Origin of the sequence: Pseudonocardia sp. HH130630-07 (assembly GCF_001698125.1) — a bacterium.
In the GTDB taxonomy this organism is placed as follows: Bacteria; Actinomycetota; Actinomycetes; order Mycobacteriales; family Pseudonocardiaceae; genus Pseudonocardia.
Genome location: NZ_CP013854.1, coordinates 3,874,585 through 3,896,132 on the forward strand (window position 1 = coordinate 3,874,585; position 21,548 = coordinate 3,896,132).

18 protein-coding genes are annotated in these 21,548 nt (G+C 74.8%); 8 read left to right on the plus strand and 10 right to left on the minus strand.

Annotated elements, in window-relative coordinates:
- Positions 1–12: 12 nt before the first annotated feature.
- The 3 genes from AFB00_RS18410 to AFB00_RS18420 all read right to left on the minus strand — a co-directional run bounded on the left by AFB00_RS18410 (position 13) and on the right by AFB00_RS18420 (position 5,091).
- Positions 13–1,968, minus strand: a complete 1,956-nt coding sequence (locus AFB00_RS18410; RefSeq protein ID WP_068798272.1) for a 3-oxoacyl-[acyl-carrier-protein] synthase III C-terminal domain-containing protein — start codon at positions 1,966–1,968, stop codon at positions 13–15.
- A gap of 373 nt (positions 1,969–2,341) precedes the next feature.
- Positions 2,342–3,718, minus strand: coding sequence for an MFS transporter (locus AFB00_RS18415; protein WP_231973972.1), 1,377 nt, complete (start codon positions 3,716–3,718; stop codon positions 2,342–2,344).
- Positions 3,719–3,903: 185 nt separating this feature from the next.
- A complete protein-coding gene (locus AFB00_RS18420) occupies positions 3,904–5,091 on the minus strand; it encodes a citrate/2-methylcitrate synthase (protein WP_068798274.1) in 1,188 nt (395 codons plus the stop codon).
- Between the two features lie 70 nt (positions 5,092–5,161).
- On the opposite strand from AFB00_RS18420, the gene AFB00_RS18425 reads away from it, so the two are divergent.
- Genes AFB00_RS18425 through AFB00_RS18440 form a run of 4 tightly spaced genes read left to right on the plus strand, consistent with a single transcriptional unit; the run spans position 5,162 to position 8,302 of the window.
- A complete protein-coding gene (locus AFB00_RS18425) occupies positions 5,162–6,400 on the plus strand; it encodes a citrate/2-methylcitrate synthase (protein ID WP_231973973.1) in 1,239 nt (412 codons plus the stop codon).
- 24 nt (positions 6,401–6,424) lie between these two features.
- On the plus strand, positions 6,425–6,835 hold the full coding sequence (locus tag AFB00_RS18430) for a TIGR03618 family F420-dependent PPOX class oxidoreductase (protein ID WP_068798275.1): 411 nt from the start codon (positions 6,425–6,427) through the stop codon (positions 6,833–6,835).
- Between the two features lie 16 nt (positions 6,836–6,851).
- Entirely contained in the window at positions 6,852–7,667 is an 816-nt protein-coding gene (locus AFB00_RS18435) for an MBL fold metallo-hydrolase (protein ID WP_068798276.1), read from the plus strand.
- Complete coding sequence (locus tag AFB00_RS18440; RefSeq protein WP_156819625.1) at positions 7,664–8,302, plus strand: DedA family protein; 639 nt, start codon at positions 7,664–7,666, stop codon at positions 8,300–8,302. The genes AFB00_RS18435 and AFB00_RS18440 overlap by 4 nt, the downstream gene beginning before the upstream one ends.
- A 6-nt stretch (positions 8,303–8,308) precedes the next feature.
- On the opposite strand, the gene AFB00_RS18445 is transcribed toward AFB00_RS18440, so the two are convergent.
- Positions 8,309–9,706, minus strand: coding sequence for a sugar porter family MFS transporter (locus tag AFB00_RS18445; protein WP_068798277.1), 1,398 nt, complete (start codon positions 9,704–9,706; stop codon positions 8,309–8,311).
- Between the two features lie 155 nt (positions 9,707–9,861).
- Positions 9,862–11,217, minus strand: coding sequence for a S1C family serine protease (locus AFB00_RS18450; RefSeq protein ID WP_068798278.1), 1,356 nt, complete (start codon positions 11,215–11,217; stop codon positions 9,862–9,864).
- Between the two features lie 504 nt (positions 11,218–11,721).
- Between AFB00_RS18450 and AFB00_RS18455 the strand changes: the two genes are divergently transcribed.
- Entirely contained in the window at positions 11,722–12,486 is a 765-nt protein-coding gene (locus tag AFB00_RS18455) for a TMEM165/GDT1 family protein (RefSeq protein WP_083276075.1), read from the plus strand.
- 149 nt (positions 12,487–12,635) lie between these two features.
- Entirely contained in the window at positions 12,636–13,478 is an 843-nt protein-coding gene (locus tag AFB00_RS18460; RefSeq protein WP_068798279.1) for an SDR family oxidoreductase, read from the plus strand.
- A 14-nt stretch (positions 13,479–13,492) separates the two neighbouring features.
- On the opposite strand, the gene sfnG is transcribed toward AFB00_RS18460, so the two are convergent.
- Both sfnG and AFB00_RS18470 read right to left on the minus strand, forming a co-directional pair.
- Positions 13,493–14,602, minus strand: coding sequence for a dimethylsulfone monooxygenase SfnG (gene sfnG / locus AFB00_RS18465; protein WP_068798280.1), 1,110 nt, complete (start codon positions 14,600–14,602; stop codon positions 13,493–13,495).
- A 214-nt stretch (positions 14,603–14,816) separates the two neighbouring features.
- Positions 14,817–15,857, minus strand: coding sequence for a Bug family tripartite tricarboxylate transporter substrate binding protein (locus AFB00_RS18470; protein ID WP_068800428.1), 1,041 nt, complete (start codon positions 15,855–15,857; stop codon positions 14,817–14,819).
- Between the two features lie 108 nt (positions 15,858–15,965).
- Between AFB00_RS18470 and AFB00_RS18475 the strand changes: the two genes are divergently transcribed.
- A complete protein-coding gene (locus AFB00_RS18475) occupies positions 15,966–17,600 on the plus strand; it encodes a sensor histidine kinase (protein WP_068798281.1) in 1,635 nt (544 codons plus the stop codon).
- Complete coding sequence (locus tag AFB00_RS18480; protein WP_068798282.1) at positions 17,597–18,292, plus strand: response regulator; 696 nt, start codon at positions 17,597–17,599, stop codon at positions 18,290–18,292. The genes AFB00_RS18475 and AFB00_RS18480 overlap by 4 nt, the downstream gene beginning before the upstream one ends.
- Here the strand turns inward: AFB00_RS18480 and AFB00_RS18485 are convergent.
- The 3 genes from AFB00_RS18485 to AFB00_RS18495 all read right to left on the minus strand — a co-directional run bounded on the left by AFB00_RS18485 (position 18,274) and on the right by AFB00_RS18495 (position 21,329).
- Positions 18,274–19,236, minus strand: a complete 963-nt coding sequence (locus AFB00_RS18485; RefSeq protein ID WP_068798283.1) for an alpha/beta fold hydrolase — start codon at positions 19,234–19,236, stop codon at positions 18,274–18,276. The two genes, AFB00_RS18480 and AFB00_RS18485, sit on opposite strands and share 19 nt — an antisense overlap.
- Positions 19,237–19,343: 107 nt before the next feature.
- Positions 19,344–19,655, minus strand: a complete 312-nt coding sequence (gene mihF / locus AFB00_RS18490; RefSeq protein ID WP_068798284.1) for an integration host factor, actinobacterial type — start codon at positions 19,653–19,655, stop codon at positions 19,344–19,346.
- Between the two features lie 228 nt (positions 19,656–19,883).
- Positions 19,884–21,329, minus strand: a complete 1,446-nt coding sequence (locus AFB00_RS18495; RefSeq protein WP_068798285.1) for an NAD(P)/FAD-dependent oxidoreductase — start codon at positions 21,327–21,329, stop codon at positions 19,884–19,886.
- Positions 21,330–21,548 lie beyond the last annotated feature (219 nt).

Here is a 21,548-nt window from a genome sequence, read left to right on the forward strand (position 1 = left end):
GGCCCAAGCCTGTCACTCGCCGAACGCGATGCGGACGTCGTCGGTCGTCGGCGCGGCGGGCGGGACGGTCTGCGGTGCCCCGGCCGCCGCGGGATCGAGGAACACCTCGGGGGCCATCACGGCCGGGTCGACCTCGAGCACGGCGTAGCCCCCGACCGCACCGGCGCCGAAGCCCGGGGCGAACACCCGGGTCGGGCCGGTCACGACGCCGTCGGCGCAGGCGTCGAACAGCGCGATCGGGATGGACGCGGCGGACACGTTGCCCATCGTGCCGATGTTGAAGTACAGCTGCTCCGCCGCGAGCCCGGCCTTCTCCGCGAGCTGCAGGATCATCGTCTTGTTCGCCTGGTGCGGGACGATGAGGTCCACCGCGTCGAGCATGCTGCCGGTGCCGTCCGGCCCGGCCTGCTCGGTGAGCTCACCGATCATCTGCGCCAGGTAGCGCGCGACCAGGGACTTCACCTCGGGCCCGTAGACGGTGATGTCGTTGTCGAACTCCGGGTTCGGCCAGATGATCGAGTTGACCTCGGAGACCGGGCCGGACGCGTAGGTCTGGAGCAGGTCGACGTCGCCGGGCTCGCCGTCGGGGGCCGGTGCGACGACCATCGCCGCGGCGCCGTCGCCGAAGATCATCCGCGAGGTGCGGACGTTGCCGATCTTGTCCGAGAACTTCTCGACGCAGACCAGGAGCACCGGCCGGCGGACCTCCTGCAGCTGGCGGACGGCCTCGGCCAGCCCGTACGGGAGCCCCGCGCAGGCGGCGACGATGTCGGCCGAGCAGTGCGTCTGGAGCAGCCCGAGCTGGCCGGACAGCCAGGTCGACAGCGACGGGATGAGCCGCTCGCTGGTGCAGGTCGCGACGATGACCGCGCCGATCTCGGACCGGTCGCGGCCGGAGTGCTCCAGCGCCCGGACCGCGGCCGACCAGGCCAGGTCCTCGATGTCGTGCGAGGTGTAGCAGCGCTGGTCGATCCCGGTCTTGGTGGAGATCTCCGCGGCGCTCATCGGCGACCAGGAGAACGCCGAGTTGCGCACGACGTCGTCGTTGGAGCAGACGTGCTCGCCGCGGACGACCGCGAGCGCCTCCACCTTCGGCTGCACCGCGAACGCCTCGCGGACCCGGACCGGCGGCAGCGGGCGCGCCGGGGAGACCGGCTCGGCCTGCGTCGCGACCCGGCCGCGGCGGGCCGGGCGGGCGCCGGTGGCGCGGTCCAGGAAGTCCGCCACGTCGCGGTTGCGCGGGTGGAAGGCGATGACGTGGTCGTCGTCGCCGATCTCGTCCGCGGTACGCAGCTCGGTCGCGGCGCGGTCCCACGGGTACTGGTTGTGCAGCACCATCGCCCACCGGGTGAGCGCCTCGAGCTCGGGCCGCTCGGCGTGCGCGTCGAGGATCTCGTTCCAGGCGAAGACCGGGTAGTCCGGGTCGTGGTGCGGTACGACGAAGGTGCGCGCGCCGGGGGTCGTCAGGAACTGCTCGACGGTCGGCTTCACGGCGGGCAGCTCGGTCGCGTGGTGGCGGCGGTTGCCGTAGACGTCGAAGAGCAGGTCGAAGATCCGCTCCTCGACGCCGGTGTCCCAGGTGGTCGGCAGCGCGTCGAACGCCTCGCGCACCGCGCGGATCTTCCGCTCGCCGTCGCGCCACGGGGTCAGCGTCGGGAGGAAGACGTCGGGGCGGTGGCGCGGCAGGTCGCGCCAGCGGGTCGGGCGCTTCTCGAACATCGTCAGCGTGTACCGGTTGACCCAGAACAGGTTCTGGCTCATGTCGCGCAGCAGGCCGAACCGGCTCTCGTACGCCCCCGAGGCCACCCGTTCCAGGATGTCGGTCCCGGTCGGCGCCTTCGCCTCGAAATCGCGCCCGACGATTGCGGCGAACTGTTCGAGATCGTCGATCACGGAGAAATCGAGTTCTCCGAGGAAATTCGCGGGAAAGACCAGACGGTCGTGGTTGTTGACCACGAACGGCTTCATGGGACGACCTCCAGGTGCGACGACGGCCAGGGCTGCGGGTCTGCCTTCATTCGTCGTCACCAGGGTCAACGCGAATGCGGGCCGGATGGTCGGTGCGGTTGCGGTGTCACAGACGGTATCGGTGCAGAGACTCGATCGGAATGTGATCCGGCCCCCGAGTGGGTGCGCTCACCCATTGTCGGGTACGTGCGACGGTGGCCGGCCGGAATGTTACCGAGAAGTTCTACCGACCGGTCCGCTGCACGGGCGTGCCGTACCCGCAGGTCGGCGCCACCATCGGGTCCATAGTGGAACGCATACGGCGGGTGCCGGTGCGGCCCCGGTGCGTGCACGCCCGGCACCGGCGGAGTGGTGCAGGTCGCGCCGGTGCCGGTCAGACGCGGCCGGCGACCGGCTCCGCGGTCGGCCCGACGGTCAGCGGCTCCGGGGTCAGTGCGACGAGCACCGTCGCGACCAGCGCGGCGGCACCGGCGGCGGCGAACGCGATCGTGTAGGCGGCGCCCTGCGGGAAGGCGCCGCCGTCGAGCACGAAGGCCGAGGTGACCGCCGCGACGACGGCCGCGCACGAGCTGGTGCCCAGCTGCCGGGCCAGGGTGTTGAGGCTGTTCGCCGCGGCCGTCTCCGACTCCGGGACCGCGCGCATGATCGCCAGCGGGATCGCCGAGTAGGCGAGTGCCGCCCCGATCGCCGCGACCGTCGAGGCCAGCATCAGCAGCCAGACCGAGCCCGGCAGCAGGGCCAGGCCCACGTTGCCCACCGCCAGGACGACCGTCCCGGCGACCAGCGTGGTGCGCGGCCCGCGCAGTCGCGACAACCGCGCCGACACCGAGGACAGCGCCACCATCGCCCCGCCCATCGGGAGCAGCACCAGCCCGGCGATCACCAGCGGCAGCCCGAAGCCGTACCCGGTCCCGACCGGTGCCTGCAGGATCTGGATGGTGAGGATGAAGCCCGCGAACATCGCGAACCCGGTGAGTACCGAGGCCAGGTTGGTCAGCAGCACCGCGGGCCGGGCGGAGACCCGCAGGTCGATCAGCGGGCGCCGGACCCGCAGCTCGTAGCGGCCGGTCACCAGCGTCAGCACGACGGTGGCGCCGAGCAGCCCGAGCACGGTCGGCGACGCCCAGCCCCAGGCGTCGCCCTTGGAGATCGCCAGCAGCAGGCAGACCAGCGCGAGGCCGACCCCGACCGCGCCCACGGCGTCGAACCGGCCCCCGCTGCGCAGCCGGGACTCCGGCACGAGCCGGCGCACCAGCAGGATCTGGACCACCGCGATCACCGCGGCCCCGGCGAACAGCCAGCGCCAGCTCCCGAGCTGGGCGACGACGCCGGTGATCGGCAGGCCGATCGCGCCGCCGAACCCGAGCGAGGACGACATCAGGCCGACCCCCGACCCGATCCGCTCCGGCGGGAGGACGTCGCGCATCAGGCTCATGCCGAGCGCGATCACCCCGAACGCCGCGCCCTGCAGCACCCGGGCGACGAGCAGCAGCCCGATCCCGGGGGCCACGGCGCCGAGCAGCGAGCCCACCCCGACCAGGCCGAGCGCGACCAGCAGCATCCGGCGCTTGCCGTACATGTCGCCGAGCCGGCCCAGCACCGGCGCCGACACGGCCCCGGCCACCAGGTTCGCGGTGACCAGCCAGGACGCCGTCGAGGGGCTCACCGACAGCAGCTCGGGGAACCGGGGCAGGAGCGGGACCACCATCGTCTGCACCAGCGAGACGAGCAGGCCGGACGCCGCGAGCACGGTGATCGCGACGCCTGGCCGGTGCGGTCTGGTGGGTGTCCCGGGGGTGGTCTCGGCGGCTCGACGGGCCCGGAACACACGACCTCTGATGATCAGGTTGTTGTCGTTGCTACCCGATCAGGTGAGCACGGTTCGTGGTCCCGCGGCAAGCGAGAAACTTTGCAATGGCATCTTCGACGCGATTCTCACCCGGCTGCCGGAGCCGCCGGGCGCTCCCGCGGCGGCACCGGCACCGGCGGCTGCGGACCCGCGTAGGTGGCCGACGGGCGGATCAGCCGCCGCTGTGCCGCCTGCTCCAGCACGTGCGCGCACCAGCCGACGACCCGGCTGGTGGCGAACGTCGGCGTGAACATCGACCGCGGGACACCGCAGCCCGCCATCACCACACCCGCGTAGAACTCGACGTTCGCGTGCAACGGCCGGTCCGGGCGCAGCTGCGCGAGCGCCGCGCCGACCTGCCGCTCGACCTCGGCGGCCCGGGCCGGGAGCGGGCCGCCGAGCCGCTCGGCGACCTCGCGCAGCAGCGCCGTGCGCGGATCGGGGCCGCGGTACACGGCGTGCCCGAACCCCATGATCCGTTCCCCGGCGGCGAGCCGGTCGGCGACCCAGCGCCCGGGGTCGCCGCCGGCCTCGCGGTCGATCGCGTCCAGGCTCTCCAGCGCGCGGTCCGGGGCGCCGCCGTGCAGCGGGCCGGAGAAGGCACCGATCGCCGCCGTGACCGCCGAGGCGACGTCCGCCCCGGTGGAGGCGACGACCCGGGCGGTGAACGTGGAGGCGTTGAAGCCGTGGTCCAGCGTGCTGACGAGGTAGGCGTCGACGGCGCGGGCGTGCTCGGCGACGGGTTCGGACCCGGTGAGCATCCACAGCCAGTTCGCGGCGGGCTCCAGGTCGGCCCGCGGCGCGACCGGGTCCCGGCCGGAGCGCAGCCGGTGCAGTGCGGCCAGCACGGTCGGCGTCGCGGCGCAGACGGCGAGTGCGTCCCGCGCGCCCCGCTCCGGTCCGGCGTCCCAGACCGGGCGCATCCCGCGCAGCGGGCCGAGGACCGACAGGGCGGTGCGCAGGCCGGCGAGCAGGTCGTCGCCGCACGCGCCGGCGATCGCGGGGAGCAGGGCGCGCAGCTCGTCCGGGAGCTCCCGGTGGGCGGCGATCCGCCCGGCGAACGCGGTCCGCTCCGGCTCGGTGGGCAGGTGGCCGTGGGCGGCGAGGAACCAGGCGCAGGTGAAGGTCCTGACCCGGGCCAGCTCGACCGCGGAGTACTGGCGGTAGTGGTAGAAGCCCTCGTCGCCGCGGACGTCACCGATCGTCGTGGTGGTGACGGCGACGCCGCGCAGGCCCGGTGGGACCTCGGGTACGGCAGTGGGGACGGTCGTCATGGGACAGACGTTCCGCCGTCCCCGTCGCGTCGTCAATATTGATTCGATCAATGTTGATACGGTCCATGTCGTGGAGTACCTGACCGTCGCCGAGACCGCGGAACGGCTCGGCGTGAAGCGCGAGACCGTGTACGCCTACGCCAGCCGCGGCCTGCTGACCAGCGTGCGCGGCGCGCAGCGGCGGGGGAGCCGGTTCGCCCGGCCGGAGGTGGAGGCACTCGCCGCGCGCGGCCGCGAGGCCGGGGCGCCGTCCGGGGCGGTCGAGCGGATCAGGACCGGGATCACCCTGGTGGCCGACGGCGGGCCGTGGTTCCGGGGGGTCGCGGCCGGGGAGCTCGCCCGCACCGCGACCCCGGAGGAGGTCGCCGGGCTGCTCTGGGAGACCGGCGGGCCGGTGCCGCTCGCGGCCGATCCCGACCTGCTCCCGGTCGCCACCGCCGTGCTCCGCGCACTGCCGGCCGGTGCCCGGGCCACCGACCGCTTCCGGGTGGCGGTCGGGGCGCTGGCCGCGGCCGACCCGCTGCGGGCCGACGTCTCGCCCGGCGCGGTCGTGCGGACGGCCTCGCGGCTGCTCGGCACCGTGGTCGACGCCCTGACCACCACCGTGGCGGACCCGCCACCCCCGGTGGAGCAGGCCGGTCTGGCCGCGCGGCTGTGGCCGGCGCTCGCCCGGGACCCGTCGGCGGATCCCGGGGCGGGGATCGGCCACGTGCGGGCCGCACTGGTACTGCTCGCCGACCACGGGCTCGCGGCCTCCACGGTCGCCACCCGGGTCGCCGCGAGCACGCTCGCCGACGTGCACGCGGTCGTCTCCGCCGGGCTCGGTGCGCTGGACGGCCCGCGGCACGGCCTGGCCAGCGGGCTGGCGTACCGCTTCCTCGCCGGTGCGGCCACCGACCCGCGGGCCGCGCTGGCCGAGCGGCTGCGGTCCGGCGAGCGGGTGCCCGGGTTCGGGCACGCCGTCTACCGGGGTCCCGATCCGCGGGCCGTGGTGCTGCTCGACCGGCTGCGCGCGGACCCGGTGGCGGCACCGGCGGCCGGCGTCGTGACGGCTCTGGCCGACGGGCTGCACCGGGGCGGCGAGGGCCCCGCGCCGAACATCGACATCGCGCTCGCGGCCCTGCTGCACGCCCACGACCTGCGCCCGGACGCGGGCGAGCTGCTGTTCGCCACGGCCCGCACGATCGGCTGGGTCGCGCACGCCATGGAGGAGTACGCCGAGCCCGGGCTGCGGTTCCGCCCGGTCGGCGTCTACACCGGACCGCGACCCGGCGCCGGCGACGGGGACGGACCTGCTGCGGCGGGGTGACCGGCCGAGCGCGAGGATGGGGCCATGCCCCGTCGACGTTCCCTCGCCGACGGCGTCTCCGACCGCTTCCGAGAGCTCTGGTCGCAGCGCCGCCCCTGCATCCTCGTCACCCCGCGCCGGGACGGCACCCCGCACGCGGTACCGGTCGGGGTCACCCTGGACCTCACCGAGCGGGTGGCGCGGGTCATCTGCAGCGGCGGTTCGCAGAAGGCGGTCAACGTCGCCGCCGCGGGCCGGGCCGGTGCCCGCGTCTCGCTGACGCTGGTCGAGGGCCGGACCTGGTCGACCCTCGAGGGCGTCGCCGTCGTCGACGACGATCCCGGCGCCGTGCGCGACGCCGAGCACCGCTACGCCCGCGAGTACAAGGAGCCGCGGGAGAACCCGCAGCGGGTGGTGCTCCGCGTCGCCGTCGACCGCGTGCTCGGCAACGCCTGAGCGGGATACTCGGTCCGTGGACCTGCCGGAGACGACCTTCCTCGGGCACAGCACGGTGCGGCTGCGCCTGGGCGGGCGCACCGTGCTCACCGATCCCGTGCTCACCGATCCCGTGCTCACCGCGACGGTCGGGCCGCTGCGCCGGATGGCACCCGCCGTCGACCCGGCCGGGCTCGCCGACGTCGACCTGGTGCTGATCTCGCACCTGCACGCCGACCACCTGCACCTCGGGTCGCTGCGGCTGCTGCCGGTCGGCACCGAGGTCGTGGTCCCCGCCGGAGCGGCCGGCTGGCTGCGTCGGCGCGGCGTGCGCCGGGTGTCAGAGCTGGCCGTCGGGCAGGCCAGGACGTTCTCCGGGCTCCGGGTGACCGGCACCGCGGCGGAGCACTCCGGGCACCGCTGGGGACCGCGGCTCACGCACGGCCCGCAGGCCGTCGCGATGGGGCACCTGCTGGAGGCCGACGGTGCCCGCGTCTACCTGGCCGGTGACACCGGCCTGTTCCCCGGCCTGGCCGACATCGCGGCGCAGGGGCCGATCGACCTGGCCGCGCTGCCGGTGTGGGGCTGGGGGCCGAGCCTCGGGCCCGGGCACCTCGACCCGGCCGGTGCGGCCGAGGCCGTCCGGCGGCTCGCGCCGCGGGTGACGCTGCCGGTGCAGTGGGGCACCCTCGCCGTCGCCGGGCTGTGCTCGGTGCCCGGCCGCACCGGTGGCCGGATGCGCGAGCTGCTCGTCCGCCCGCCGCAGGACTTCGCCGCCGCGGTCGTGGCGGCGGGCCTGCGGACCCGGCCGGTCGTCGTGCCGCCGGGGGCCTCGCTCGGGGTGCCGGCATGACCACACCGGTCGCGGCCGCCGCGGACTGGTTCTCCGCCGACCTCGGGCCGGACACCGGCCGGATCGCCTACCTGGTCGTCGGCGGCGGGGTGCTGTTCGGCTCGATCCTGCCGGTCGTCCCGACCGGGGCGATCGTCGGTGCCGCGGCGGCGACGGCCATGACGTCGGACGCGCTGTCCCTGCCGGTGGTGCTCGTGCTGGCGCTGGCCGCCGCGCTGGCCGGTGACCTGGTGACGTTCGCCGTCGCCCGGTGGGGCAGTGCCTCGGTGCTCGCCGCGGTGGCGGGCGGCCGGTTCGGCGGGGACCGCACGGGGGAGCGGGTGCGCCGGCTGCGCGCCGCCTACGCCGAGCGCGGCTGGCTGCTCGTGCTCGTCGGGCGGGTGGCGCCCGCGGGCCGGGTGCCGACGATCATCGCCGCGGCCGCGGCCGGGATGAGCTGGGGCCGGCTGGTGCCCGCGGTCACCGGCGGCGCGGCGCTGTGGACCCTGCTGTACGGGGTCCTCGGGGTGCTCACCGGCAACCTCACGGACTCGCCGCTGGTGGCGGCGGCGCTGGCCGTCGGCGTCGCCGCACTCGTCGGCGCGGCGACCGCACTGGTGCAGCGGCTGCGTCACCGGCGGCGCCCCGGGCGGTGACCGCGTTCAGGTGCGCCCGGCCCTGGCCTGCAGCGCGGCGTCGATCTCCTCCAGGCTTCGCCCCTTGGTCTCGGGCATCAGCCGGTGGAGGAACACGAACCCGGCGGCACCGACCACGGCGAACACGGCGAACAGCCCGGCCTCGCCGAGCGTGGTGATCAGCGTCAGCGTGGTCGAGGCGATCACCAGGTCCAGGCCCCAGTGCGTGGTGGCACCGAGGCCGGACGCCTTGCCGCGCACGGCCGTCGGGAACACCTCGGAGTTCACCAGCCAGATCGCGATGCCCAGGCTGGCCGCGAACGCCGCGATGTAGACGCACAGGGCGACGACGATGAGGATCCCGACCACGCCGTCCTGGGACGGGAGCAGGAACAGCACGACCAGCGCGACCAGCGCCGCGACGACGACCGCGAGCCCGCCGAGCAGCAGCGGCCGCCGACCCCAGGAGTCGATCCGGGCCAGCGCGATCCCGGTGACGACGGTGTTGACCAGCCCGATCCCGACGGTCGCGAGCAGTGCGCCGGTGTCGGAGCCGAAGACGCCCTCGAGGATCGTGGGGGCGTAGTAGAGCACCGCGTTCACCCCGACGAGCTGGTTCACCGCGGCGACCCCGATCCCGAGGGTCAGCGCCGGGCGCAGCTGCGGCCGGCGCAGGTCGGCCCAGCTCCAGCGGGCCTCGTCCCGGGCGGCGGCACGGATCTCGGCGATCTCGGCCTCGGCCTGCTCGGGGGTGCGCCCGGCCAGTGCGGCGCGGGCCTCGTCGACCCGGCCGCGCAGCACCAGCCAGCGCGGCGACTCCTGCGCGCCGAGCAGCCCCACGATCATCGCCAGCGCCGGGATCCCGGCGAGCGCGAGCGGCCACCGCCAGCTGCCCGCCTCGGCGAACTGGGAGTTGACCAGGTAGGACAGCAGGATCCCGACGGTGATGAGGAACTGGTTCATCGAGACCAGCCGTCCGCGCGAGGCCTTCGGCGCGATCTCGGCGATGTAGAGCGGCACGCAGACCGAGGACACCCCGATCGCCAGCCCGAGCACGACCCGGGCGGCGAGCAGCACGCCGGTCCCCGGGGCGATCCCGGAGAGGACCGCACCGGCGAGGAAGACCCAGGCGACGCCGATCAGCGTCCGCCGCCGGCCGAGCGCGTCGGTCACCGCGCCCCCGGCCAGGGCGCCGACGAGGGCACCGGCCAGCAGGCCGGCCACGATCAGCTGCTGCCCGGCGTCGCCGAGCCCGAACTCCGGCGCGATGTGGAGCAGCGCCCCGCTGATGACGCCGGTGTCGTAGCCGAACAGCAGGCCGCCGGCGGCGGCGACGGTGGTGGCGAGCCCGATCCCGCGCTCGCGCCGGGGACGGAGCGCGGTGGCCCCGTCGTCGGTGGCCCCGTCGTCATCGTGTGTCGTCATCGACCGCCCCTTCCGTCGGTACGCGCACGCTGCGTCGCGAAACGGTGGGGGTCGAGGCTACGTAACCGGCTGTCGTCGTGCAGACACGGAACCGGCCGGGCACGACGGGAGGGGGTGCGTCGTGCCCGGCCGGCGGTCGGTGGGGGAGGTGCGGGTCAGTTGCCGCCGCCCCCGAACGGGCTGGAGCCGCCGAACGGGCTGGACCCGCCGAACGGGTCGGACCCGCCCTGGCCGGGCTCCTGCGGGCTGGGCAGCGACCCGTTGCGGGAGTTCGCCGCGGCGGTGTCCTCGGCGCTGCCGAGGGTGACCGGGACCTGGCGGGCGCCGGACCCGCTGCCGACGGTCAGCGTGATCTGCTGGCCGGGGGCGAAGTTCCCGACCCGGGCCATCAGGTCGGCGAAGCTGGAGACCGGGTAGTCGTCGACCTTGGTGACGACGTCGCCGGCCCGCAGCCCGGCGGTTGCGGCCGGCGAGTTCGGCTGGACCTCGGAGAGCTGCGCCCCGCCGGAACCCGCCGCGGCCGGGGACGACTGCTGGATCGAGCCCAGCACGCCGAGCTGCGGCCGGGTGGCGACGCCGTCGGACATGATCTCCTGGGCGACCCGCTTCGCGGTGTCCACCGGGATCGCGAAGCCGAGCCCGATCGAGCCGGGGCTGCCGCCGCTGGTGGCGATCGCGGAGTTGATCCCGACGACCTGGCCGGCCAGGTTCACCAGCGGTCCGCCGGAGTTGCCCTGGTTGATCGGGGCGTCGGTCTGCAGGCCGTTGTAGACGACCGGCTCCTCGCCCTCGCCGCCGGCGGCCACGGTCCGGTTCAGCGCGGAGACGATGCCCGCGGTGACGGTGCCGGACAGGCCCTGCGGCGACCCGGTCGCGACGACCTGCTCGCCGACCTGCACGCCCCCGGACTCGCCGAGCGTGGCGGCCTTGAGGTTCGACGCCCCCTCCAGCCGCAGGACGGCCAGGTCGTAGCCGGGCGCGGTGCCGACGACGGTCGCGCGGTACTGGGTGCCGTCGGAGGTCGACACGGTGATCTGGCCGCCGGGGCCGGCCCCGGTGACGACGTGGTTGTTGGTGAGCACCTCGCCGTCGGCGGTGAGGATGACGCCCGAGCCCTCGCCGCCGCCCTGGGCGGTGCGCACCTGGATGTCCACCGTGCTCGGGGTGATCGCGGCCGCGGCCCCGGCGATCGAGCCGTCGGCGGCCTGTGCCGGCGTGCCCGGATCGGCGGAGCTGCTCAGCGCGGCGGTGCCGGCCGGGGAGTCCCCGAGCACCGCGTAGGCGCCGCCGAACCCGACCCCGCCGCCGATCAGGCCGGCCGCGACGGCCACCGCGACGAGCCCGGTGCCGAACCGGCGCGGCGGCTTCGGCGCCGGGGCCTGGGCCGGGAACGGCGGGTACACCGAGGTGGGCGGGCTGCCCGCGCCGTGCGCCGGGATCCCCGGGTTGCTCGCCGAGGCCCACGGGGGCGGAGCCTGGTCGTGCTGCGGGCGCTGGTCGGTGTCGGTCATCGGGTTCGCCTCCCGGGGGCTGCTGCCGTCGGCGTGCGGGGGCGGGTGCCCGGCGCACGCGGATCGGGCCGGGTGGGGTCCGTGGCGCCGCCCGCGGTGGAGGGTGCTGCTCCGTCGGCTCGCTCGCCGGATCCCGGCCCGTACTCGGTCATGGCAGTACTGTGCGCCGCCACCCTGAGACGATCCTGTGACCGCGCTGGGAATCCCTCGGGCGTTCGGTGTGCAACTCCGGCACGGCACGGCACGGCACGGCGCTCGCTGAGAAGACCGTCACACCTGCCCCGCCGGGGGTCGAGCGCCGCTGGATCGATGAGGTACCGTCCGATCCGTACGCGAAGGGGAGTAGCTCCCAACGCTGCGCTCGACATACTGGCCCGCCCCGTGCGCGGGGCCGGCCCGGGCGTGGCGGCCTGACCACCACCGGGCGAGCGAGACCTTCGATCCGGTCGAACCGGATCGAGGTCGTTCGTACCCCTCGATCCGGTGCGAGATCGAGGGATGGTCATGGACGGTTTCCTGGTCGCGTTCGCGGTCAGTTTCGGTGTCATCTTCGTGGCCGAGCTGGGCGACAAGTCGCAGCTCATGGCCCTGACGTTCGCGACGCGCTTCAAGGCGATCCCGGTGCTGATCGGCATCACCATCGCCACCTCGGTGACCCACCTGGTGTCGGTCGCCGTCGGCTACGGCCTGGGCGCGTCGATCCCCACCGGCTGGATCTCCCTGGTCGCCTCGGTGGCGTTCCTGGTGTTCGGCGCCTGGACCCTGCGCGGGGACTCGCTGACCGACGACGAGGAGCGCAAGGCCAAGCGGGCCGGCGGGTCCGCGGTCGTCGCGGCGTCGATGGCGTTCTTCCTCGCCGAGCTGGGCGACAAGACGATGCTGGCGACGATCACCCTGGCCACCCAGTACGGCTGGTTCGGCGTCTGGCTCGGGTCGACGCTCGGCATGGTCGCGGCCGACGCGCTGGCGATCGTCGTCGGTCGCAAGCTGGGGCAGAAGCTGCCCGAGCGGGTCATCTCGATCGGTGCGGCGGTCATGTTCTTCGTGTTCGGCGCCTGGCTGTTCGTCGAGGCGGTCCCGCAGGTCTTCGGCGAGGACGCGTGGGCCTGGTTCTTCGGCGCGCTGGGCCCGTGGGGCACCGGTGGTCTGGTCGTGGCGGTCGGCCTGCTGGTGACGGCGTGCGCGTTCTGGTTCCGGCGCCGTGCCCGGCGCCGCGCCGCGGTGGCCGGGACCGCACCGGCCGGGGAGGACCAGACCCGGGTCGGCTGACCCCGCTCCGGCCCGTCGGCGCCCGTCCCGGACCCCGGGGCGGGCGCCGGCGCGTGTCCGGGCCGAATATCTCGGTACGCCGTACGGAAACTGCGGTACGGTGTACGGAGTCGTCCGGTCCCGCCGGGCGGGCGTCGAGGGGAGAAGCGATGACGATCCTGGTGACCGGGGCGACCGGCAACATCGGCCGCATGGTCGTCGACCACCTGCTGGCCCGGACCGGGGAGCCGGTGCGGGCGCTGACCGTGGACCCGGCCCGGGCCGCGCTGCCGGAGGGGGCCGAGGCGGTGCGGGGGTCGGTCCACCGCCCGGCCGGCCTGGACGGGGTGTTCGACGGTGTCCGGGCGATGTACCTGGCCCCCTACGAGCCGACTGCGTCCGAGGTGCTGGCCCGGGCGGCGGCGGCCGGGGTCGAGCACGTCGTGGCCCTGACCGGGGAGCGGGAGAGTTGGTGGGGGTCGGTGACGGCGGCCGTCGAGTCGGCCGGCCCGGCGTGGACCCACCTGTGGCCGGCCGACTTCGTGGAGAACTACGAGATGTGGCTGCCGCAGATCCGGGCCACCGGGGTGGTGCGCGAGCCGTGGCCGGAGCTGGCGAGCACCCCGACCGCGATGACCGACATCGCCGAGGTCGCGGCCGTCGCGCTGACCACGCCGGGCCACCAGGGCCGGGCACTGCCCCTGACCGGGCCGGAACCGGTCACCAGGCGGGCCGCGGTCGCCGCGCTGGCGGAGGCGACCGGCGTCCCGGTCCGGTTCGAGGAGGTCGGCCCGGACGAGGCGGTCGCGGCGCTGGAGCCGGCCGTCGGCCCGGAGCAGGCGGAGATGTTCGTCCACACCATCCTGGGGATGCTGCGCGAGATGGACCCCGCCCCGAACACGACGGTCCAGGACCTCACCGGCCGGCCCGCGACCTCCGTCGGGACCTGGGCCCGCACCCACGCGCAGCGCCTGCGGGCCGAGCTCACCGCGGGAGCCTCCGCCACCCGGTGACCGGCGCGCCGGGATCAGGCGAGGGCGGCCTCCTTCTCGCGGATCAGCGGGAGGACCTTCGCGCCGAAGTACTCGACCTCCTCCTGGAAGTGCAGGAAGCCGAGCAGCAGCAGGTCGGCGCCGCGGCGCTTGTACTCGATCGCGCGGTCGGCGATCTGCTCCGGGGTGCCGATCAGCTGGGTCCGGAAGCCGTCGTTGTACTGGACCAGGTCCTCGAACGAGGAGTCCGCCCACATGCCGCGCCCGTCCCCGGTCGAGTTGCCGGCCTGCTGCACGGCGGCGCGGAAGCCCTCGACGGCCGGCCGGTTCGCCTTCGCGACGATCTCCCGCAACGTCTCGCGGGCCTCGGACTCGCTGTCCCGGGCGATCATGAAGCCGTTGAGCCCGAACCGGACCGGCTGCGGCCGGTCCGCCGTCCGGGCGTGTGCACGGACCTCCTCGACCTGCTCGGTGAAGCCGTCGTAGTCCTTCCCGTTGGAGAAGTACCAGTCCGACACGGTGCCGCCGTTGCGGCGGGCCGCCGTCGAGTTCCCGCCCTGGAAGATCTCCGGGTGCGGCCGCCCCGGGACGTCGACCGGCCGGGGCTTCAGGTCGAAGCCGTGCACCCGGTAGAAGTCGCCGGTGAACTCGGCGCCGCCCTCGCCCGCCGTCCAGATCTCCCGCAGCACCCGGATGAACTCCGCGGTGCGGCGGTACCGCTCGTCGTGCTCCAGCCAGGGCTCGCCCATCGCGGTGAACTCGTCCTTGAGCCAGCCCGAGACGACGTTGACCGCGATCCGGCCCTTCGTCAGGTGGTCGGCGGTGGCCACCCACTTCGCGAGCACCGCGGGCTGCCACAGGCCGGGGTGCACCGCGGCGATGACCTTCAGCCGCTCGGTCGCCAGCCCCAGCGCGAGCGAGAAGCCGGTCGCCTCGTGCTGGTGGTCGGCGCCGTAGCTCGCCATGTAGCGGATCTGGGAGAGCGCGTAGTCGAAGCCGTTGTCCTCGGCCGTGCGGGCCAGCCGGACGTTGTAGTCGTAGCCCCAGTCGGTGCGCTGCTCGATGGTGCTGGTGACCAGCCCACCGGAGACGTTCGGGACCCAGTAGGCGAACTTCAGCGGCTCGGTGCGGGAGAGGTCGGACACGGGGGATCGCTCCAGAGGTCGTCCGGGCACACGGCGGCGGTGCCCGGCAGGTGAGGGGGAGGGCCTGCGACCTCAGCGACAGGCCTGGCTCACGATGACCAGGTGATCGACGTGACGGCGACGCGTCAGCAGGAAGGCGATCACGTCCTCACCGAACCCGGATGCCCGGGCGTTGTCAACCGGGGGCCGGAGGGATCACTGCCGGACCCGGGCGTCAGCGCAGCCCGAGCTCCGCGAGCACCCCGGCGACCCGGCGCTCCTCGTCGGCCAGGAAGGCGCCGAACTCGGGGCCCGGCTGGTAGGCGTCCTGCCAGTTGTTGCGCCGCAGGACCTCCCGCCACTCCGGGGTGCGGACGAGCGCGCCCCAGGCGGTCTCCAGCTCGCCGCGCTGGGCCGGGGTGAGGCCCGGCGGGGCGAGGATCCCGCGCCAGTTGGTGAACTCCAGGTCGATCCCGGTCTCGCGCAGGGTCGGCGCGTCGATCCCCGGCACCCGCTCCCCGCCGGTCACGGCGAGCACCCGCAGCGCGCCGTTGTCCACCTGGTCGGCGAGCTCGCCGAGCCCGGACACGGCGAACGCGACCTCGTCGGAGACCAGTGCGGCCAGCAGTTCGCCGCCGCCGTCGTGCTGGACGTAGTCGACCTCGGGCGGGGCGATCCCGGCGCGCTCGGCCATGAGCATGGTCGCGAGATGGTCCGGCCCGCCGGGCGTCGACCCGCCGCCCACGGCGTTGCCCGCGGGATCCGAGCGCCAGGCGTCGAGCAGCCGGCCGAGGTCCCGGAACGGCGAGTCGGCCGGGACCACGACGACCTCGCTCTCCCGGGTCAGCCGGGCGATCGGGGTGGTCCGGGACAGCAGCTCCGGCGTGCCCTGCGACCGGGCGGCGCCGACCAGGCCCAGCCCCATGCTCAGCACCAGCCGGTCGTTGCCGTGCTCGCTGACGACCCGGCCGAGCCCGACGACGCCGCCCGCCCCGGGCAGCCCGAAGACCTCGACCCGGCCGGTGACGCCCGAGTCCTCCATGGCCTTCGCCGCCGCGCGGGCGGTGGCGTCGTAGCCGCCGCCGGAGGCGTTCGGCACCAGTATCCGCAGCCCGCGCAGGGCGGGGCCCTCGGCGGTGACCGCCCACACCGTGCCGGCGGCGAGCACCGCGAGCACCGTCGTCAGGACGATGAGCAGCGTCGGACGGCGGGCACGGCGGGAACGGCGGACACCGTCGCCGGTGGCGGGGCGATCGACGGGCGCGGTGCGGTCCATGACCACCGCAGTCTGCGCCGGACCGGGGGCCCGCGCCAGCAGCACCGGCGGCCCGCCGGTGAGGTGTCGCCCAGGTCACCCGCCGGTCGCGGGATCTAGGCTGGTCCCGTGCAGCGACGCGGGTCCGGCGGGCCGCTGGCGCACCAGTTCCTGGTGTGGCAGCTGGTGGTGGTCGTCGTGCTGCTCGGCGCCGTCGCGGCGCTCGCCGCGGTGCAGTCGGCCGAGTCCTTCCGGGAGACCGAGGGCCGGCGGATGCTGTCGGTCGCCGAGGACGTCGCGTCGGTCCCGACGGTCCGCGAGGCGCTGCAGCGCGGGCAGTACGACCTCCTGCCGTCGTTCGCGCGGTCCGCGGAGAACCTCTCCGGCGCCGACGAGATCGAGATCGTGGACGCCGGACTGCTCGTCCGGACCTCGCCGGACCCGTCCCGGCTCCGCCAGCGTTTCGAACCGGGCGCCAGCACCGCCCCGGGCGGCCGCGCCTGGGTGGGCAACCCGGACGGGCGCGCCGTCGTGGCCCAGGTGCCGGTGATCGGGGACCGGGGCGCGGTGATCGGGCTGGTCTCGGCCGGGATCCGGGCGCCGACGCTGTGGGAGTCGCTCGCCGCGGCCCGCACCGAGTCGATCGCGCTGCTCGGCCTCGGGCTCGGTGTCGGTGTCGGCGGGTCGCTGCTGCTGGCCCGGCGGGTGCGCCGGCAGACGCTGGGCCTGGAGCCCGACGAGATCGTCGAGCTGGTGCAGCGCCGGGAGGCGATGCTGCTCGGGATCAAGGAGGGCGTCGTCGGGCTCGACACCGCCGACCGGATCACCCTGCTGAACCCGGTCGCGCGCGAGCTGCTGGAGCTGCCCGACGCCCGGGCCGGCGACCCGGTGTCCGCCCTGGACCTCGACGACCGGCTCCGCGAGGTGCTCACCGGCGCCGCGGAGGGCGAGGACCAGCTGGTCCTGCGCGACACCAGGGCACTGGTGCTGAACCGCCGCCCGGTCCGGCTCGACGGGCGCGACGTCGGTGCCGTCGTCACGCTGCGGGACCGGACCGAGCTGGCCACGCTGCAGCACCGGCTGGACACCTCGCACACCGTCACCGACACGCTGCGGGCCCAGGCCCACGAGTTCTCCAACCGGCTGCACACCATCGCCGGGCTGACCGAGCTGGGCGAGCACGACGAGGTGCGCCGGTTCGTCTCCGGTGTCGTCGCCGCCTCCGAGGACTGGCGCCGCCAGGTGACGTCCTGCGTCGGGGACGCGGCCACCGCGGCGCTGCTCGTGGCCAAGAACAGCCAGGCCGCCGAGCGCGGTGTCGAGCTGGCGCTGCACCCGGACTCCCGGCTCGATCCCACCGACCCGGCCGAGGACCCGGACCTGTCCGGTGACCTGGTGACGGTGCTGGGCAACCTCGTCGACAACGCGATCGACGCGATCGACGTCCCCGCGGGCCGGACCGGTCCGCGCCGGATCGAGATCGCACTCGCCGGCGGCGGGGGCGACGAGGTGTGGGTGGAGGTCAGCGACTCCGGGCCGGGGATCGCCTCGGAGCTGGCGCAGGAGGTGTTCCGCGCCGGGTTCAGCACGAAGGCGGCGACCCTCGGCGGCCGCGGCCTCGGCCTGGCACTGGCCCGTCAGGCCTGCCTGCGCCGGGGTGGGACGATCGCGGTGCGGCCCGGCAGCGGATCCGGCGCCGTCTTCGAGGCGACGCTGCCGCCGGCGGGAGTGCGGACATCGGGAGTATCGGGAGTACGGACATGAAGGTACTGGTGGTCGACGACGACTTCATGGTCGCCAAGGTCCATTCCGGCTACGTGGAGCGGATCGAGGGGTGCACCGTCGTCGGTGTCGCGCACGACGGGGCGCACGCCCTCGAGCTGGCGGCCGCGCTGCGCCCGGACCTGGTCCTGCTCGACGTCTACCTGCCCGACATGTCCGGGGTCGAGGTGCTGCGCGGGTTGCGGACCGGCGCCGCCGACGATCCGTCCGTCCTCGTCGTCACCGCGGCGGACGACGCCGACACGGTCGCCGCGGCGCTGCACGGGGGCGCCCTGCACTACCTCGTCAAGCCGTTCGACTCGACGGCACTGGCCGCCCAGGTGCACCGCGCGCAGCGGCTGCGCCGGGACCTGGAGCGGGTCCGCGGCCAGACCGACATCGACCGGCTGTTCGGCGGCTCCGGCGGCGTGCCGGCCGGGCCGGCCGGCGGCCCCGAGCGCATGCCCAAGGGCCTGACGACGCCGACCGCCGACCTGGTCGCGCGCACGCTGCGCGACCACACCGCCGGTGCGGACGCCGACCTGTCGGCCACCGAGTGCGCACAGGCCACGGCGCTGTCCCGGGTGAGCGCGCGGCGCTACCTGGAGCACTTCGTCGCGACCGGCACGGTCACCGTGCGGTTGCGCTACGGCGGCACCGGCCGCCCGGAGCGCCGCTACCGCTGGGTCGGCTGAGACCCCGGCCCCGGCTCCGGGCCGGGCGGGACCTGCGGATCCGGCGCGGGCGCGGGGTCCCCGGCCGCGAGCGCGTCCTCGGCCTCGGCGGCGTGCTCCAGCAGCTCCGCCGCCAGCGGCTCCAGCACGGCGGCGGGCAGCGCGTGCCCCATCCCGTCGACGGTCACGATGCGGACCGGTGGCGCGTCCCGCCCGCCGGCGATCCGCATGGTCAGGTAGGCCGCGTGCGGCGGCGGGTGCACCGGGTCCGCCGGTGCCTCGACGACGAGTGTCGGGACGGTGACCGCGCCCAGCTCGTCCGCCCGGTCGAGGCCGTCGACCCCGGCCTGGGAGTGCGCGAACGGGGTCTCCACCCGGCCGGAGTGGGCCATGACGCGCCGTTCGAGGTCCGCGAACTCGTCGGGGTCGAACGGCACGCCGTCCCCGGCGAGACGCCGCCAGTGCTCCACCCGCCAGGCGAGCTCGCTCGGCTCGTCCCGCGGGTCCTGTAGCTCCTGCCACATCCGCAGCACCCCGCGGGACGGCCCGGGCAGGTCCACCCGGTGGGCGTCCAGCGCGGCGGTGCAGAGCAGCGTCGCGCTCGCCAGCCGGTGCGGCGCGTCCAGGCACAGCAGCTGGACGAGCAGCCCGCCCATCGACATCCCGACGACGTGCGCCCGCGTGACGCCGCACGCGTCCAGCACGGTGAGCGCGTCGGTCGCGAGATCGGTGAGGCCGTAGGGCCGGTCCTCGAAGGCGTGCGTGGACCGCCCGGTGTCGCGGTGGTCGTAGCGCACGACCCGGTGCCGGGCCCGCAGCGCCTCGACGAGCGGGTCCGGCCAGACCAGCCCGGACCAGTTCGCCCCCATCACCAGCAGGACGGGCAGCGCGGGGGTCGGTCCGTGCGCCGGGAGGTCCTCGACCCACACGACGACGCCCGGTTCGACCTCGACCTCGTGTTCCACACCGGTGAATCTGCCAAACGACGCCCGGGGGCCCCGCAACCGGTCCCGGACGCGCGACGGCCCGGTCCGCGCGGGGCGGACCGGGCCGTCGGGTGGTACCTGGTGGGTCAGCCGACCTCGTCGATCAGGGCCTGGCGCTGACGGTCCCCGAGGCCTGCGGCACGGCGCGACGCGTCGATGCCGGCCTTCTCCATGACCTTGGTGACCCGGGCCGGGCCCCAGCCGGGGACGCTCTTGAGCAGGTCGGCGACCTTGGTCTTGCCGACGATCTGGTCGGTCTTGGCGCGCCCGAGGACCGCGGGGATCGTCTCCTCGCCGTTCGCGATCTTGTCGCGGAGCTCCTTGCGGGCCGTCCGCGCTGCGGCGGCCTTCTTGAGCGCCTCGGCGCGCTGTTCCGGAGTCAGGGTGGGCAGAGCCATCTCTGACGCCTCCTCTCGGGTCCCAGCACCCCGTGCCGGGGGTGATGACTGTCGCGGATCGCGGTACAGACTGGCAGAGCCACCCGTGCGACCTGCGGGAACCCCCCTCTCCGGGGCGTGTCGGACCCGCGCACCGGGTCCGGCCGGACTGTTCGTCGCAGCCGGACGACCACCCGCCGCACCAGCGGCTCGGCGGAATCGGTGCAGGTCAGACCGGGTGCGCCGGGATCAGGCCGACGCCGCGGGCCGTTCCTCGGGTGGTTGCGGGGTACCGGGCGCGGTCCGCGGGTCGATCTCGTCGCGGTGCTCGGCCGCCGCCGTGTCGAAGTCCGGGTCGGCGGTCCCGCCGCCCCGCACGGTCTTGTCGTAGGAGGCGGTGACGCTGATCAGGCGGTGGCCGCGGAAGCGGGCGTAGCGCAGCGACCGGACCCAGTTGTAGAGGGTGCCGAACCGGTTGCCCCAGCCGATCAGGAACATGACGTGGACGTAGCACCACATCAGGTAGCCGAGCCAGCCGGTGAACTTGACCCCGCGGACGTCCGCGACGGCCTCGCGGGCACCGATGGTCGCCATCGAGCCCTTGTCGAAGTACCGGAACGGGGCGGGCGTCGTGTCGTCGCCCTTCGCCCTGGCCTTGATCAGCTTGCCGACGTAGGTGCCCTGCTGGATCGCGACCTGCGCGACGCCGGGGAGCCGGTCGATGGTGGAGACCATGTCGCCGACGGCGAAGACGTCGGAGCGGCCCGGCAGGCTGCAGTCCGGGTCCACCGAGAGCCGCCCGGCCCGGTCGATCTCGCCGCCGGAGGCCTTCGCCAGCATCTCGGCCAGCGGCGACGCCTGCACACCGGCCGCCCACACCTTGGTGCGGGCGACGATCCGGTCGGTGCCGTTCGGGCCCTTGACCGTGATGGAGTCGGCGTCGATGTCGGTCGCCATGGTGTTGAGGCGGACCTCGACACCCTTGCGCTCCAGGGTCCTGCGTGTGTAGTTCTGCAGCTTCTTCGCGAACGGCGGCAGCACGGCGGGCGCGGCGTCGAGCAGGATGATCCGCGCCTTGCGGGTGTCGATCGCCCGGTACTCCCGCGGCAGCACGTGCTGGGCCAGCTCGGAGAGCTGCCCGGCCAGCTCGACACCGGTCGGACCGGCCCCGACGACGACGAACGTCGTCCAGGCCTGCTCCTCCTCGGGCGTCGGGGCGACCTCGGCGAGCTCGTAGGCGCCCAGGATCCGGGAGCGGAGCAGCCGCGCGTCCTCGATCGACTTCATGCCGGGCGCGTGCTCGGCCCACTCCGGGTGCCCGAAGTAGGCGTGCGTGGCGCCGGCGGCGACGACCAGGGTGTCGTAGGGCAGCTCGATGTGCTGGCCGTCCGGTGCGGCGGCGTGCACGGTCTTGGCGTCGAGGTCGATCTCGCCGACCTCGGCGAGCAGCGTGCGCACGTTGCGCTGGCTCTTCAGCACCCGGCGCAGCGCCGGGGCGATCAGGCCGGGGGACAGGATGCCGGTCGCGACCTGGTAGAGCAGCGGCTGGAAGAGGTGGTGGTTGGTGCGGTCGACGATCGTGACGTCGACGTCGGCGCCCTTCAGCGCCTTGGCGGCCTGGACGCCGCCGAAGCCGCCACCGACGATCACGACCTTGTGCCGCTGTGTCCGCTCGTCGTGCCCTGCCGTGCTCACCTGAGTCCGCCCCTCATCGGTCGGTCTGGCGCGGGGTCGCCGCGTCGCTGCATCGGCCGGGATGTCCTCGACGCCTACAGGTACGCCTACGGGTGAGTGGACGGTCGACGACGGCCGTTCCGGCCGGTACCGACGACGGTATTGACCGCGTGACGCAGGGGCAAACCTGATGCCCCGGGAAACGCCTTTCAGAGTCCGAACTCACAGGCTGTCCGGACG

What these genes read in the sequence shown, in the direction of transcription:
- AFB00_RS18410 (WP_068798272.1), bottom strand. Translation starts at nt 1,968, where the DNA reads ATGAAGCCGTTCGTGGTCAACAACCACGACCGTCTGGTCTTTCCCGCG.
- mihF (WP_068798284.1), bottom strand. Translation starts at nt 19,655, where the DNA reads ATGGCTCTGCCCACCCTGACTCCGGAACAGCGCGCCGAGGCGCTCAAG.
- AFB00_RS18480 (WP_068798282.1), top strand. Translation starts at nt 17,597, where the DNA reads ATGAAGGTACTGGTGGTCGACGACGACTTCATGGTCGCCAAGGTCCAT.
- AFB00_RS18470 (WP_068800428.1), bottom strand. Translation starts at nt 15,857, where the DNA reads ATGGACCGCACCGCGCCCGTCGATCGCCCCGCCACCGGCGACGGTGTC.
- AFB00_RS18460 (WP_068798279.1), top strand. Translation starts at nt 12,636, where the DNA reads ATGACGATCCTGGTGACCGGGGCGACCGGCAACATCGGCCGCATGGTC.
- AFB00_RS18420 (WP_068798274.1), bottom strand. Translation starts at nt 5,091, where the DNA reads ATGACGACCGTCCCCACTGCCGTACCCGAGGTCCCACCGGGCCTGCGC.
- AFB00_RS18450 (WP_068798278.1), bottom strand. Translation starts at nt 11,217, where the DNA reads ATGACCGACACCGACCAGCGCCCGCAGCACGACCAGGCTCCGCCCCCG.
- AFB00_RS18440 (WP_156819625.1), top strand. Translation starts at nt 7,664, where the DNA reads ATGACCACACCGGTCGCGGCCGCCGCGGACTGGTTCTCCGCCGACCTC.
- AFB00_RS18455 (WP_083276075.1), top strand. Translation starts at nt 11,722, where the DNA reads ATGGACGGTTTCCTGGTCGCGTTCGCGGTCAGTTTCGGTGTCATCTTC.
- AFB00_RS18445 (WP_068798277.1), bottom strand. Translation starts at nt 9,706, where the DNA reads ATGACGACACACGATGACGACGGGGCCACCGACGACGGGGCCACCGCG.
- AFB00_RS18430 (WP_068798275.1), top strand. Translation starts at nt 6,425, where the DNA reads ATGCCCCGTCGACGTTCCCTCGCCGACGGCGTCTCCGACCGCTTCCGA.